This is a genomic window from Citrobacter sp. Marseille-Q5395, assembly GCF_947057495.1.
In the GTDB taxonomy this organism is placed as follows: Bacteria; Pseudomonadota; Gammaproteobacteria; order Enterobacterales; family Enterobacteriaceae; genus Citrobacter; species Citrobacter murliniae.
The window spans coordinates 676,196-690,329 of sequence record NZ_CAMSEL010000001.1; the positions used below are offsets into that span (position 1 = coordinate 676,196).

Sequence of the window (14,134 nt, forward strand, 5' to 3'; positions counted from 1 at the left end):
GTTATACTGTTTCCCACTGAAGCGGGTGTGAATACTAACCAAAGCGAATAACCTTCGCAAGGGCAATTTGTTTGCATTGTATCAACTGCGGAAAAAATCGCCATATCAATCAAAAACGCAGCAACTTATCCCAGCATCTCTGCATAACTGACCGCTGATCCTCAAGATTAGCCCAGACAACAACCGGGATTTCACTTATCAGCTCTGAATTCTCTGGCCAACAGTGGATAATATCCTGATTCACCAACTCCTCAGCCACCATCGATTCCGGTAACCATGCCATCCCCATATGGCGCAGCACCATTTCTCGTATCGTTTCGCTTAAACCACTCTCAAACACCTTTTTCAACCGTGGTCGCACACACTGTTCTAACGGGTCAATAATACGCCTGACAAAGGTGTAGTCGCTGTAGCATAGCCAAGGGATCTGTACGCCTGGATCATCAAGACTGTCCGCCAGCTGTGCAGAAATTACCGGGATAAAACGCTCATACCGCCACAAGGCTCGTTTTAACCCTCCGGCAATCTCCAGCCCCGGCTGCGACGAGGGCAAATCATAGGTTACCAGTAGATCAATTTGGCGGTTTATCAAAGCATTAAAGTGGTTATCAATCCCCTGAATGCAGGCATTTACCGTAAAATTTAATTGTGGTTCGCTTTGTCGCAGATAGTTGATCATGTCAGGCAGGATATTCACCGACAACGTATGCAAACTGACCATTACCAGCGTGTTATCTGTTGCTGGCATCATTGCGGACAGCTCATGGCGCGCTTCCGTCAATGTACTCAGAACATGCCGGGCATAAGGTTCAAAACGCTCGCCATAGGAGGTCAACGTAACGGGAGTCGTGGTGCGATCGAACAGCGGGACACCCAGCACCTCCTCCAGCGCCTTAATACGCCGGCTTAGTGCTGGTTGAGTGATATGCCGCTGTGTAGCGGCCTGGGAGTAATTCCCATGCTGACTTAAAGCCAGAAAATCTTCTAACCACTTACAATCCACGTCAAACTCTCCGTCATGCCATAACAGTATCCACCGATAACAAATCGGAAATAGTCACAGTTATAGTAATGGCTTTAATGTGGACATCATAACAACAATATTCTGTTTCACCTGCCGAGTCTCCTTCCCCTTGACGTTTGACAGGACTGATATGTTTACTTTACTGACCAATGCCCGTGTATTTTCCCCTGAAGATTTAGGCCTCTGCTCCCTGCTCATACATGCCGATCGTATTGTGGCAGTAGAAAAAGATATTTCACTCTTTGATGGCGTCAAAGACGTCATCGATTGCCGGGGTAAGTGGGTTATCCCAGGTATTATCGATCAGCACGTCCATCTTACCGGCGGTGGTGGTGAAGCAGGGTTTGCCAGCCGAACACCTACCGTCAAATTGCGCGATCTGATTCTGGCCGGTATTACAACGGTCGTCGGTGTGCTTGGCACCGATGCTATCTCTCGTTCCCCCAAAGATCTCTACGCAAAAATGCAGTCTCTTAACCTGGAGGGACTACGTGCGTTTATGCATACCGGAGCCTATGCGGTACCCAGCCCGACGATTACGCAATCCATTCGCGATGATATGGCATTTATCCCGGCGATTCTCGGTGTGAAAATCGCTCTTGCCGATCACCGTGGCTCATATCCCTCTTTCCAGGAGTTGTTGAGAATAGTCAGCGATATCCGGGTCGCCTCACTGCTGGCAGGTAAAAAAGGGTTACTGCATGTCCACCTCGGCAACCTGCCGGAAGGAATGTCGCAACTTGTGGAGCTTTGTGATGCAGGGATCCCGATCCACCATATTTCGCCAACCCATGTTGCAAGGACAGAGGCGTTGTTCGAACAGGCTACCAATTTCGCGCGTCGCGGTGGCCATATTGACGTGACGTCTGGCGGTAGTCGATTTATGCCTCAGGAAGAAGCTATTCTCCACGCACTGGAAGCTCAGGTTCCAGCCGATCGCATTACCATTAGCTCTGACGGCAACGGCAGTGTGCCACGCTTTAACGCTCAAGGAATTGTTGAAGGATTAAGTGCAGCCCCGGTAGCAGGTAACCTCAATTTGCTTCCTCGCCTGATCGATGTCGGTATTCCAATATCTCAGGCGGTCGCGATGATGACGGCGAACGTCGCACGATCGTTGGGGATTTCCGGCGGCATGCTTTGTGCTGGAGAACGGGCCGATATTTGCGTACTCAATAACGATCTCTCACTGGCGCATCTGTTTGCCGCTGGCAAGCCGTTACTGCGTGATGGTGAATGCCTAGTTAACGGCAATTTTGAGTGAGGATGTGAAAATGTCATTATTGCTGGCGCTAGTCGCCATTATTTTTGCCGGACGCCTGATCCTGAAAAAGTATCACCCACAATCGGTGCTACTGTTGACCGGGATTGTGCTGCTGCTCATCGCACATTTTAGCGGGCTGACCACGCTCACTAGCCTAGTGAAAAAAAGCACCGGGTTTGGCCCCTTTGATGCCTTTGAGTTTATACGCGATACCCTGAGCGTTCGCCTCGGCGGTCTCGGACTGCAAATTATGCTGATTGGCGGCTTTGCCACCTATATGTCGGCAATTGGTGCAAGCCAGGTACTGGTTCGTGTCACTTCCCGGCCTTTGCAGCGTCTGAACTCCCCTTATCTGCTGCTTGGGCTTGCATTATTGCTGGGGCAATTCCTGTCGCTGTTTATCAGCAGCGCCACGGGCCTGGGATTACTACTGATGGCAACGCTTTACCCATTACTGACTCGTCTGGGTTGTAGTCGTGCCGCGGTAGCAGCCGTGATCGCCAGTACTTGCGCGGTTGAGTTTGGGCCCGGTTCAGGCAACTCTGTGCTGGCGGCTAAAACTGCGGGTATCGAGGTCGTGAACTATTTTGTCCAGGACCAGCTTCCCATCGTCGTACCCGTTATTCTCTTCATCGCCCTGCTCCATATCGTTGTTCAGCGTTTTTTCGATCGCCGGGAAAGTGGGGACCATGTGACTCAGCAGATGCAAACATTAACATCAACCGAAGAAACCAACGCACCGATAGCATGGCTGTTCCTGCCAATGCTACCGCTGGTATTGATGTTGTTATGTAGCGACCTGCTGTTCAGTTCACTAAAAATCACCCTGGATACAGCCGTACTGATAAGCCTGGCCATTACGTTGATTTGCGAGTATTGCCGCCACCGAAAAGCGCGTGATGTAATGGCAGGCGTGCAAAAAGTTTTCGACAGCATGGGCAGCGTTTTTGCCACCGTCGTCACGCTGATTATCGCTGGTGAAGTTTTTTCTGCCGGGCTGAAAGCAATTGGCGCAGTCGATGCGCTCCTGTCACTCTCCGGTGAATTTGGTCTCAGTGCCGCTTCGATTATCTTGCTGATGACACTGATCACCTTCGCAATTTCGGCACTAATGGGTTCCGGAAACGCGGCGTTTTTCTCTTTCGCACCGATGGTGCCGGATATCAGTCGCCATATTGGGAGCGACATTGCGGTGATGATGCTGCCTATTCAGATATCAGCGGGCATTGGTCGAACGTTATCGCCGATTGCCGGCGTTATCATTGCCATTGCGGGGATCGCTGGCGTATCACCGGTGGATATTGTTAAACGTACCGCAATTCCGATGCTGGGAGGATGGTTGTTAATGATTGTGCTGACATTTGCACGTTCAGGGCATTTGCTGGCGGTTCTGCCGTGGTTGGCGGGTCTTGTGCTAATAATGGCCGGGGGCTACTTCTGGCAACATCGACGCAAACAGGCACTTTCAGCACAGTAAAAAAAAAGCCGGAGTCCTGTCCTGGACTCCGGCGCTGATTCTTTACAAGCGTTAAACCGCTTTCACAGCATCCGCAATACGGTGAGCGAACTCTGTTACCTGCGCTTCATCTTCACCTTCCACCATCACTCGTATTAATGGCTCAGTGCCTGATTTACGCAGCAGCACACGCCCACGGCTGCCCAATGCTGCTTCAACATCTGCCATCACCGCTTTCACGTTTTCATTTTCCAGCGGATCGCCGCTGCCAGCAGTAAAGCGAACATTAACCAGCAACTGCGGGAACATTTTCATTCCACTGCACAGGTCGTGCAGACTCATATGGTTACGAACCATCGCTGCCAGCACCTGCAGACCCGCCACAATACCGTCACCAGTGGTAGTTTTATCCAGCAGGATCACGTGACCCGAGTTTTCAGCCCCGATGCGCCAGCCTTTTTCCTGCATTTTTTCCAGCACATAGCGGTCACCCACTTTTGCACGGGCAAACGGGATCCCCAGCTGTTTCAGTGCCAGTTCCAGCCCCATGTTACTCATCAGCGTACCGACAGCACCGCCACGCAATTGCCCCTGGCGCAAAGCCTCACGGGCAATGATATACATGATTTGATCGCCATCGACCTTGTTACCTTCATGGTCAACCATGATCACGCGATCACCATCACCGTCCAGCGCAATACCCAGATCGGCTTTTTCAGCTATCACGCGAGCCTGCAGCGCACGGACATCGGTAGCACCAACTTCTTCATTGATGTTAACGCCATTCGGCTCACAGCCAATCGCAATCACGTTAGCACCGAGTTCACGCAGTACATTTGGGGCAATGTGATACGTTGCACCGTTAGCGCAATCCACCACGATTTTTAACTCATTCAGACTCAGTTCATTCGGGAACGTGCCTTTGCAGAACTCAATATAACGACCGGCAGCATCGACGATACGGGTCGCTTTACCCAGTTCAGCCGAGTCCACACAGGTAATCGCTTTTTCCATCTCGGCTTCAATTGCCTCTTCAACCGCATCTGGCAGTTTGGTCCCATCGGTGGAGAAGAATTTAATTCCGTTATCATAAAATGGGTTGTGCGAGGCAGAAATAACAATTCCGGCTTCGGCGCGGAAAGCGCGCGTCAGATAAGCGACGGCAGGCGTTGGCATGGGTCCGGTGAAAGAGGCAGACAGACCGGCAGCAGCCAGGCCCGCTTCCAGCGCAGACTCCAGCATATAGCCGGAAATACGCGTATCTTTACCGATAATGATTTTGCGAGAACCATGACGTGCCAGCACTTTTCCTGCCGCCCAACCAAGTTTGAGCACGAAGTCAGGGGTGATTGGAGCATCACCTACGCGGCCGCGGATCCCATCAGTGCCAAAATATTTACGATTACTCATAGCGTTTGTTTTCCTTTGCAGACAATGTGGCTTCCACCACACGCATCGCTTCTACGGTTTCTTTGACGTCATGGACACGAATAATCTGCGCCCCCTGCATTGCGGCAATCACCGCGCATGCGAGGCTACCACTCAGACGCTCAGATGGACCCACATTGAGCAACTGGCCAACCATTGATTTTCGTGACATTCCTACCAGCAGCGGCAGATTAAAATGATGAAACTCTGCCAGGCGTGCCAGTAATGTGTAGTTGTGAGCAAGATTTTTACCGAATCCGAATCCAGGGTCGAGCAGCAATTTATCTTTTGTGATTCCGGCCCTTTCACAACGCGCTATTTGCTCAATAAAGTAACGATTTACCTCAACAAAGACATCTTCATACTTTGGCGCTTCCTGCATAGTTTTCGGCTGTCCCTGCATATGCATCAGGCAAACCGGCAATCCGGTTTCCGCCGCCGCTTCCAGCGCCCCCGGTTCAGAAAGCGAGCGAATGTCATTAATGATATGTGCGCCAACTCTGGCACATTCGCGAATGACTTCCGGTTTCGAAGTATCTACTGAAATCCACACTTCAAAACGTTGAGCAATGGCCTCAACGACCGGGATCACACGCTCCAGCTCTTCTTCCACGCTCACGTCTGCGGCACCTGGACGAGTGGACTCGCCCCCCACATCAATGATAGTCGCCCCTGCGTTAATCATCAGATTTGCGTGTTTCACTGCTTCAACCAGCGTATTGTGTGCCCCGCCATCGGAAAAGGAGTCTGGCGTAACGTTTAAAATTCCCATTACGTGGGGATGACTGAGATCCAGTGAAGAACCCTGAGCAAAGAGTTTCATAGTTTTATCCCTGGTAAAATCTTGAGTAAGCAGATAAGAAAAACCCCGGAGCAAGCCCCAGGGTTTTCAATTAAAACATGGTCATCAACAGCGATAACTTATTTGTCGCCTAACTGCTCTGACATGTTGCCCGCATTCGGCGTACGCGGCTCTTCAGTCGGACGCGGCGCACTCGGGGTGCCATTGTTGCCAGAGTTGTTAGAAGTACCAGACTCTTCCCAGCCAGCTGGCGGGCGCACATCACGACGAGCCATCAGGTCATCAATCTGTGGTGCATCGATAGTCTCATATTTCATGAGCGCATCTTTCATCGAGTGCAGAATATCCAGGTTATCGTTCAGAAGGCGACGAGCGCGGTCATAGTTACGTTCAATCAGCAATTTAACTTCCTGATCGATGATGCGCGCAGTTTCATCGGACATATGTTTTGCTTTCGCAACAGAACGTCCCAGGAACACTTCGCCTTCTTCTTCCGCATACAGCAACGGACCCAGTTTTTCAGAGAAGCCCCACTGCGTCACCATGTTACGCGCCAGGTTAGTCGCGACTTTAATGTCGTTCGACGCACCGGTAGAAACATGTTCTGCACCGTAGATGATCTCTTCAGCCAGACGACCGCCGTACAGCGTAGAGATCTGGCTTTCCAGTTTCTGACGGCTGGCGCTGATTGCGTCACCTTCAGGCAGGAAGAAGGTCACCCCCAGCGCACGACCGCGCGGAATAATCGTCACTTTATGCACCGGATCGTGTTCCGGTACCAGGCGGCCGATAATCGCGTGGCCCGCTTCGTGATACGCGGTGGATTCTTTCTGCGCTTCCGTCATCACCATGGAGCGACGTTCCGCACCCATCATGATTTTGTCTTTCGCTTTCTCGAATTCAACCATCGACACAACGCGCTTGTTGCCACGGGCAGCAAACAGTGCCGCTTCGTTCACCAGGTTCGCCAGGTCTGCACCGGAGAAGCCAGGGGTACCACGGGCAATGATTGCCGCATCGATGTCCGGAGACAGCGGTACGCGACGCATATGCACTTTCAGGATCTGTTCACGACCACGAACATCCGGCAGACCAACAACAACCTGACGGTCAAAACGGCCTGGACGCAACAGCGCAGGGTCAAGAACGTCCGGACGGTTAGTTGCCGCGATAACGATGATACCTTCGTTACCTTCGAAACCATCCATCTCAACCAGCATCTGGTTCAGCGTTTGCTCACGTTCATCATGACCACCACCCAGACCTGCGCCACGCTGGCGACCTACGGCGTCGATTTCATCGATGAAGATGATGCACGGTGCAGCTTTCTTGGCCTGTTCGAACATGTCACGCACACGAGATGCACCGACACCCACGAACATTTCCACGAAATCAGAACCGGAAATAGTGAAGAATGGAACCTTTGCTTCACCCGCGATGGCTTTCGCCAACAGGGTTTTACCCGTACCCGGAGGACCGACCATCAGGACGCCTTTCGGGATTTTACCGCCCAACTTCTGGAAACGGCTAGGTTCGCGCAGGTATTCAACCAGTTCAGCCACCTCTTCTTTCGCTTCGTCACAACCTGCAACGTCAGCAAAAGTGGTTTTGATCTGATCTTCCGTCAGCATGCGCGCTTTACTCTTACCGAACGACATGGCGCCTTTGCCACCACCGCCCTGCATCTGACGCATAAAGAAGATCCAGACACCAATCAGCAGCAGCATTGGGAACCAGGAAATGAAGATAGAAGCCAGCAGGCTCGGCTCTTCAGGCGGCTCGCCAACAACCTTGACGTTTTTGGTCAGCAGGTTATCAAGCAGCTTCGGATCGTTAACCGGGATGTAGGTCGTGTAACGGTTACTATCTTTCTTGGTAACGTTAATCTCACGTCCGTTGATACGCGCTTCACGAACCTGGTCCTGATTGACCTCTTGCAGGAAGGTAGAGTAATCAACCTTACGGCCATTAGACTCGCTGGGCCCAAAGCTCTGGAATACTGACATCAGCACAACGGCAATGACCAGCCAGAGTATTAGGTTTTTCGCCATGTCACTCAAGGGATTAACCTCATATTACAACTGTGTTAAAAACAGCGTCAGGATACTCTATATCCAGCGTCTTTCAAACTTCCGTTTGAAATCTACCGGTTATGGTTTACGCCCGGTCGCTACAATGTACACTTCACGCGAACGGGCGCGAGAAGAGTCCGGCTTACGAACTTTGACCTTCGTAAACAGGGAGCGAATCTCTCTTAGATACTCATCGAAACCTTCGCCCTGGAACACCTTCACTACAAAACTACCACCTGGCGCTAATACATCACGAGCCATTCCAAGCGCCAGCTCTACCAGATACATGGCCCGGGGAATATCCACCGCCGGTGTTCCACACATATTTGGCGCCATATCAGACATGACAACTTGTACTTTACTGTCACCTACGCGCTCAAGTAACGCTTTCAGGACTAATTCATCACGAAAGTCGCCCTGAAGGAAGTCCACACCAACGATTGGATCCATAGGTAAAAGATCACAAGCGATAATGCGGCCGCTGTTCCCGATCTGCGTAACCGCATATTGCGACCAGCCACCGGGTGCAGCGCCGAGGTCAACAATCGTCATCCCCGGCTTAAAAATCTTGTCACTCTGCTGTATTTCATCAAGTTTAAACCAGGCACGGGAACGTAACCCCTTTTTCTGTGCCTGTTGAACATATTTATCGCTAAAGTGTTCCTGAAGCCAGCGGCTTGAGCTGGCAGAACGCTTTTTACCTGTCATTTCACTTTCCCATCGGGCAGTTCATCGTAACCAATGGTGTAAATTTCTACACAGCTATTTGGCGATATAAGGGAGATGGCGGTAGAATGACCCGTTTTCAATCCCAACGTAAGCAAAAATATACGATGAATCTGAGTACTAAACAAAAACAGCACCTGAAAGGTCTGGCACATCCGCTCAAGCCTGTAGTTATGCTTGGCAATAATGGTTTGACCGAAGGGGTACTGGCCGAGATTGAACAAGCGTTAGAGCACCATGAACTTATCAAGGTGAAAATCGCCTCGGAAGATCGCGATACTAAAACCTTGATCGTGGAAGCTATCGTACGCGAAACCGGCGCCTGTAATGTACAGGTCATCGGCAAAACGCTGGTACTGTATCGCCCGACTAAAGAACGTAAAATCTCGCTGCCACGCTAAGAATATCCCAAAATTGAACACGAAGTTTGTGTAAAACGCGGGAGTTTCTGCTAGCAGGAGAGCAAAATGCCACGCTCTCTTCGTTGATAAAAGGCCGCTATGCGGCCTTTTTCCTTTCTTTACAATACATCAACATCTTGAGTATTGGGTAATTCTTACAGGTATTCTACCTTAATCACTTCATATTCCACTTCACCGCCCGGCGTTTTGATAACCACCACATCATCCTGCTCTTTACCGACCAGGCCACGCGCGATAGGGGAATTCACAGAAATCAGGTTCTGTTTAAAATCAGCTTCATCATCGCCCACGATGCGCCAGGTCTGCTCTTCGTCGTTATCGAGATTCAGCACTGTTACCGTTGCACCGAAAACGACGCGGCCATTGTTTGGCATTTTAGTGACATCGATAACCTGCGCGTTAGACAGCTTAGCTTCGATATCTTTAATGCGCCCTTCGCAGAATCCCTGCTGTTCACGGGCCGCGTGATACTCCGCGTTCTCTTTAAGATCACCGTGCTCACGAGCATCGGCGATAGCGGCGATAATTTCAGGGCGGCGCACAGATTTCAGAAAATCCAGCTCTTCGCGCAGTTTTTCAGCACCACGTAAGGTCATCGGGATAGCTTGCATTTGTTATACCTCTTGAACATTCCTGTAGGGGGCGCTTGTCTTCACCCCGGCTGCTAAGCCCACCCTGGCATACGCCATGCCAGAGTCAGAAGCAAAAAAATACCGACCCGGGGCACAAAGCTCCAGGTCAGCTACGATTTTCTATTTGATGATCATTTTACCCTGGAGTTCCCTATGGGTCATCGTTTACTTTTTGGGGCGTTGCGCCGTAGTATGACGGCCTGTTTCCAGGTTGTTAGCGCGAGATTATGCGATTTTCCAGATTTACCATTGGATTGACTGCCACTATAGCGGCGTTCAGCGTTCAGGCTGCGAATGTTGACGAGTACATCAACCAGCTTCCTGCTGGGGCCAACCTCGCCCTTATGGTACAGAAGGTCGGGGCCCCTGCACCCGCGATTGATTACCATAGCCAGCAGATGGCGCTACCCGCCAGTACCCAAAAAGTTATCACCGCCCTCGCGGCATTGATTCAGCTTGGGCCTGACTTTCGTTTTGCCACGACGCTTGAGACAAAAGGCAATGTGGAAGGCGGGATATTGAAGGGTGACTTAGTAGCGCGATTTGGTGCCGATCCGACGCTAAAACGCCAGGATATTCGCAATATGGTGGCGACCCTGAAAAAAGCAGGTGTAACGCAAATTGACGGAAATGTCCTTATTGATACGTCCATTTTTGCCAGCCATGATAAAGCGCCAGGCTGGCCCTGGAACGACATGACGCAGTGTTTCAGCGCCCCGCCTGCAGCAGCAATTGTCGATCGTAACTGTTTCTCTGTTTCGCTTTACAGCGCACAAAAACCAAACGACCTCGCCTTTATTCGCGTAGCATCTTACTACCCGGTCACCATGTTCAGTCAGGTACGCACGCTGGCACGTGGTTCTGCGGAAGCCCAATATTGTGAACTGGATGTGGTTCCTGGCGATCTGAACCGCTTCACGCTGACTGGTTGTCTGCCTCAGCGCGCCGAACCACTGCCTCTCGCGTTTGCCATTCAGGATGGTGCCAGCTATGCCGGAGCCATTATCAAAGATGAGCTGAAACAAGCAGGTATAACCTACAGCGGTACACTGCTGCGCCAGACGCTGGTCAACGAGCCTGGCACTGTTGTTGCCAGCAAACAGTCAGCACCTTTGCACGATCTGCTTAAGATTATGCTGAAAAAATCGGACAACATGATTGCCGACACCGTTTTTCGTATGATTGGCCACGCACGATTTAATGTGCCGGGAACCTGGCGTGCAGGCTCCGATGCCGTACGCCAGATCCTGCGCCAGCAAGCAGGTGTTGATATTGGCAACACCATCATTGCTGATGGTTCAGGACTGTCGCGTCATAACCTGATTGCGCCCGCCACCATGATGCAGGTGCTGCAATATATTGCGCAGCATGATAATGAGCTGAACTTTATCACGATGCTGCCGCTGGCAGGCCATGATGGCTCTCTGCAATACCGTGCTGGTCTGCATCAGGCAGGCGTCGATGGCAAAGTCTCTGCGAAGACAGGCTCTTTACAAGGGGTTTATAACCTCGCCGGGTTCATTACCACGGCAAGTGGGCAACGGATGGCGTTTGTGCAATACCTGTCTGGCTATGCGGTTGAGCCGGCTGACCAGCGCAACCGCCGTATTCCTTTGGTACGCTTCGAGAGTCGGCTGTATAAAGACATTTATCAGAACAACTAAGAACATTTCTTGCCGGATAGCGGCTCACGCCCTATCCAGCCTACGGAAAAAAAACGGGCCGCATAAGCGGCCCGTTAGCTATTCATCGGATGACAAAATTAACGCTTGTAGATGAACTCAACGCCTTCTTCGTCGTCTTCGTCCCAGTCGTCATCCCAGTCATCTTCCGCTTCGTCTTCGACTTCAGCGAGCTGCTGACGGTGATAATCGTCCCACATGAACTCCACTTTCTCCGGCTGTTTCGCTTCTTCAGCCTGAACAATCGGGTTCTCAATGATGAAGGTCATCACATCCCAGCAAAGATCTTTCACACCCAACTGACTGGCGGCAGAGATCAGATAATATTTACCTTCCCAGCCCAGCGCTTGCGCGATCGCTTTCGCTTTTTCTTCCGCTTCAGTCTTGTCCATCAAATCAATTTTGTTAAACACTAACCAACGCGGCTTAGAAGCCAGATCCTGACTGTATTTTTCCAGTTCACCGATAATGATACGGGCGTTTTCTACCGGATCTGAACCGTCAATTGGATCGATATCGATGAGGTGCAGCAGCACGCGACAACGTTCCAGATGTTTCAGGAAGCGGATCCCCAAACCTGCGCCTTCAGCAGCCCCTTCAATCAAACCCGGGATGTCGGCAACCACAAAGCTCTTTTCGTTGTCCATACGCACAACACCCAGGCTAGGAACCAGGGTGGTGAACGGATAATCCGCGACTTTCGGCTTCGCTGCAGATACCGCACGAATAAACGTCGATTTACCGGCGTTTGGCATGCCCAGCATACCCACATCCGCTAACAGCATCAGCTCCAGCATTAGATCGCGCTTATCTCCCGGTGTACCCATCGTTTTCTGACGTGGAGTACGGTTAACCGAGGATTTAAAACGGGTGTTACCCAGGCCGTGCCAGCCGCCTTTCGCGACCATCAGACGTTGCCCGTGTTTGGTCATGTCACCCATGGTTTCGCCCGTACCCTGATCGATAACGCGCGTACCTACAGGGACTTTGATGGTGACGTCTTTACCACGCTTACCGGTGCAATCACGGCTCGCGCCATTCTGACCACGTTCCGCACGGAACGATTTTTCAAAGCGATAATCGATCAGCGTGTTCAGGTTTTCGTCGGCTTCCAGCCATACGTCACCACCATCACCACCATCGCCGCCGTCCGGGCCGCCTTTCGGGATATACTTTTCGCGGCGGAAGCTGACGCAACCATTACCGCCATCACCTGCAACGACCAGGATCGATGCTTCATCAACAAACTTCATTTTACTCTCCGTAAATCATTCGCCTGAGCGGGGTTGCGAAACCACCGTTTCATGCTTACGTAAACCGCCCCAAATACGATGACCAATGGCGGAATACATCGCGCCCGCAACCACGATAAACGCACCGAGATAACCTAAAAGGTTTAGCATCGGTCTGGCGAAGAAATCGGGCCAGGCCAGTGATAATAAATCTGAAAATAACAGCGTAAACAGCGGCGTGAGCGTAATAATGGCGCTCACCTGCGCCGCCTGCCAGCGTGCCATCGCTTCCGCGAGGGCACCGTATCCTACCAGCGTATTCAGGCCGCAGAACACCAGACAGGCAAGCTGCCAGTCGCTAAGCTGCGCTATTACACCGGGTTTAGCCAAGGGCAATAGCGCTATCGTACATAAAGTGTACAGTAAAAACAGGATCTGCGGTGAAGCCAGGCGACGCAATAACACCTTTTGCGCAACCCCATAGCTCACCCAAACCATCGCCGCGCCGACACCAAAAATTACACCCCAGGTGTAATCGGTCAGCTTGGTGAAAATTTCGATCAGACTGGTATTAAAAAACAACACCAGCCCGCTCAGAAGCATAATGGCGCCAATGACCTGCGTACCACGCATCTTTTCTTTCAGAATAAAGACGCTGGCGATCATCATGCCAACCGGTGACAGTTGACCGATAACCTGCGAAGCCGTTGGGCTCAAATATTGCAAAGAAGAACTAAACAGAATGAAGTTACCGAACAGTCCACCCGTGGCGATAGCCAGTAGTACCAGCCAACGCGCTTTACGAAAAATACGCAAAGGTGGGAGCTTTTTTTTAACCGCAAGAATAGCTCCAAGGCCAATGCTTGCCATTAAAAAACGGTAGAACACCACGGTAGGAGGCTCCATCACCTCCAGCACTTGCTTCATCGCTATTGGTAAAGCACCCCAACAGACTGCGGTCGTGAGTGCCAAAAGAATACCAATACCTGCCTGCTGCTTCATGCCGTATTCCCTGCAAGGGCTCGTTCCGGATTGCGACGGTACAACGAGCATATTTACCGGTCGTCGAATGTAAAAAGCCCCGCAACGTGTTGCGGGGCTTTTATCCGTTACCGGGACGCGAAAAACTTATTCAGCAACAATGCTGATGAATTTACGGTTTTTCGGGCCTTTCACTTCAAATTTCACTTTACCGTCTGCTTTAGCAAACAGAGTGTGGTCTTTGCCGCAACCAACGTTAGAGCCAGCGTGGAATTTAGTACCACGTTGACGAACGATGATGCTACCAGCCAAAACTGTTTCGCCGCCGAAGCGTTTTACGCCCAGACGTTTAGCTTCTGAATCGCGACCGTTACGAGTCGAGCCGCCAGCCTTTTTATGTGCCATTTAACCTG

13 protein-coding genes are annotated in these 14,134 nt (G+C 51.2%); 4 read left to right on the forward strand and 9 right to left on the reverse strand.

Annotation, left to right across the window (positions count from 1 at the left end; all coding sequences use genetic code 11):
* Positions 1-109 precede the first annotated feature (109 nt).
* The gene (locus OH663_RS03100; protein WP_045448029.1) at positions 110-1,003 is read right to left on the reverse strand and encodes a LysR family transcriptional regulator; all 894 of its coding nucleotides are present in this window, start codon (positions 1,001-1,003) and stop codon (positions 110-112) included.
* A gap of 151 nt (positions 1,004-1,154) precedes the next feature.
* On the opposite strand from OH663_RS03100, the gene iadA reads away from it, so the two are divergent.
* Both iadA and dcuC read left to right on the forward strand, forming a co-directional pair.
* On the forward strand, positions 1,155-2,288 hold the full coding sequence (iadA, locus tag OH663_RS03105; protein WP_200010074.1) for a beta-aspartyl-peptidase: 1,134 nt from the start codon (positions 1,155-1,157) through the stop codon (positions 2,286-2,288).
* Between the two features lie 10 nt (positions 2,289-2,298).
* Positions 2,299-3,765 carry a C4-dicarboxylate transporter DcuC gene (gene dcuC / locus OH663_RS03110; RefSeq protein ID WP_200010079.1) on the forward strand — a complete coding sequence of 489 codons (1,467 nt, stop codon included), beginning with the start codon at positions 2,299-2,301 and terminating at the stop codon, positions 3,763-3,765.
* 51 nt (positions 3,766-3,816) lie between these two features.
* On the opposite strand, the gene glmM is transcribed toward dcuC, so the two are convergent.
* The 4 genes from glmM to rlmE form a co-directional block, all read right to left on the reverse strand.
* Entirely contained in the window at positions 3,817-5,154 is a 1,338-nt protein-coding gene (glmM, locus tag OH663_RS03115) for a phosphoglucosamine mutase (RefSeq protein WP_048220486.1), read from the reverse strand.
* Complete coding sequence (gene folP / locus OH663_RS03120; protein WP_045448041.1) at positions 5,147-5,995, reverse strand: dihydropteroate synthase; 849 nt, start codon at positions 5,993-5,995, stop codon at positions 5,147-5,149. Before folP ends, glmM begins: the two co-directional genes overlap by 8 nt.
* Before the next feature lie 98 nt (positions 5,996-6,093).
* Positions 6,094-8,025, reverse strand: coding sequence for an ATP-dependent zinc metalloprotease FtsH (gene ftsH, locus OH663_RS03125; protein WP_045448044.1), 1,932 nt, complete (start codon positions 8,023-8,025; stop codon positions 6,094-6,096).
* A gap of 99 nt (positions 8,026-8,124) precedes the next feature.
* Positions 8,125-8,754: a 23S rRNA (uridine(2552)-2'-O)-methyltransferase RlmE gene (gene rlmE / locus OH663_RS03130; protein ID WP_004106110.1), complete on the reverse strand. Its 630-nt coding sequence runs from the start codon at positions 8,752-8,754 to the stop codon at positions 8,125-8,127.
* Between the two features lie 125 nt (positions 8,755-8,879).
* Between rlmE and yhbY the strand changes: the two genes are divergently transcribed.
* The gene (gene yhbY / locus OH663_RS03135; protein WP_003025016.1) at positions 8,880-9,173 is read left to right on the forward strand and encodes a ribosome assembly RNA-binding protein YhbY; all 294 of its coding nucleotides are present in this window, start codon (positions 8,880-8,882) and stop codon (positions 9,171-9,173) included.
* 155 nt (positions 9,174-9,328) lie between these two features.
* Here yhbY and greA read toward each other — a convergent pair whose 3' ends face one another.
* On the reverse strand, positions 9,329-9,805 hold the full coding sequence (gene greA / locus OH663_RS03140) for a transcription elongation factor GreA (RefSeq protein WP_045448047.1): 477 nt from the start codon (positions 9,803-9,805) through the stop codon (positions 9,329-9,331).
* A 248-nt stretch (positions 9,806-10,053) separates the two neighbouring features.
* On the opposite strand from greA, the gene dacB reads away from it, so the two are divergent.
* Positions 10,054-11,490 (forward strand): serine-type D-Ala-D-Ala carboxypeptidase, encoded by a 1,437-nt coding sequence (gene dacB, locus OH663_RS03145; protein WP_200010081.1) that lies wholly within the window; start codon positions 10,054-10,056, stop codon positions 11,488-11,490.
* Between the two features lie 98 nt (positions 11,491-11,588).
* Here the strand turns inward: dacB and cgtA are convergent, their stop codons facing one another.
* The 3 genes from cgtA to rpmA form a co-directional block, all read right to left on the reverse strand.
* Positions 11,589-12,761 carry an Obg family GTPase CgtA gene (gene cgtA, locus OH663_RS03150; protein ID WP_045448051.1) on the reverse strand — a complete coding sequence of 391 codons (1,173 nt, stop codon included), beginning with the start codon at positions 12,759-12,761 and terminating at the stop codon, positions 11,589-11,591.
* 15 nt (positions 12,762-12,776) lie between these two features.
* Positions 12,777-13,742 (reverse strand): DMT family transporter, encoded by a 966-nt coding sequence (locus OH663_RS03155; RefSeq protein ID WP_045448053.1) that lies wholly within the window; start codon positions 13,740-13,742, stop codon positions 12,777-12,779.
* Positions 13,743-13,868: 126 nt separating this feature from the next.
* The gene (rpmA, locus tag OH663_RS03160; RefSeq protein ID WP_003025030.1) at positions 13,869-14,126 is read right to left on the reverse strand and encodes a 50S ribosomal protein L27; all 258 of its coding nucleotides are present in this window, start codon (positions 14,124-14,126) and stop codon (positions 13,869-13,871) included.
* Between the last annotated feature and the right edge of the window lie 8 nt (positions 14,127-14,134).

Bases quoted from the DNA above. Each gene is read 5' to 3' on its own strand.
- folP (WP_045448041.1), bottom strand. From the start codon at position 5,995: ATGAAACTCTTTGCTCAGGGTTCTTCACTGGATCTCAGTCATCCCCAC.
- greA (WP_045448047.1), bottom strand. From the start codon at position 9,805: ATGCAAGCTATCCCGATGACCTTACGTGGTGCTGAAAAACTGCGCGAA.
- glmM (WP_048220486.1), bottom strand. From the start codon at position 5,154: ATGAGTAATCGTAAATATTTTGGCACTGATGGGATCCGCGGCCGCGTA.
- yhbY (WP_003025016.1), top strand. From the start codon at position 8,880: ATGAATCTGAGTACTAAACAAAAACAGCACCTGAAAGGTCTGGCACAT.
- dcuC (WP_200010079.1), top strand. From the start codon at position 2,299: ATGTCATTATTGCTGGCGCTAGTCGCCATTATTTTTGCCGGACGCCTG.
- rpmA (WP_003025030.1), bottom strand. From the start codon at position 14,126: ATGGCACATAAAAAGGCTGGCGGCTCGACTCGTAACGGTCGCGATTCA.
- iadA (WP_200010074.1), top strand. From the start codon at position 1,155: ATGTTTACTTTACTGACCAATGCCCGTGTATTTTCCCCTGAAGATTTA.
- ftsH (WP_045448044.1), bottom strand. From the start codon at position 8,025: ATGGCGAAAAACCTAATACTCTGGCTGGTCATTGCCGTTGTGCTGATG.
- cgtA (WP_045448051.1), bottom strand. From the start codon at position 12,761: ATGAAGTTTGTTGATGAAGCATCGATCCTGGTCGTTGCAGGTGATGGC.
- dacB (WP_200010081.1), top strand. From the start codon at position 10,054: ATGCGATTTTCCAGATTTACCATTGGATTGACTGCCACTATAGCGGCG.
- OH663_RS03155 (WP_045448053.1), bottom strand. From the start codon at position 13,742: ATGAAGCAGCAGGCAGGTATTGGTATTCTTTTGGCACTCACGACCGCA.
- rlmE (WP_004106110.1), bottom strand. From the start codon at position 8,754: ATGACAGGTAAAAAGCGTTCTGCCAGCTCAAGCCGCTGGCTTCAGGAA.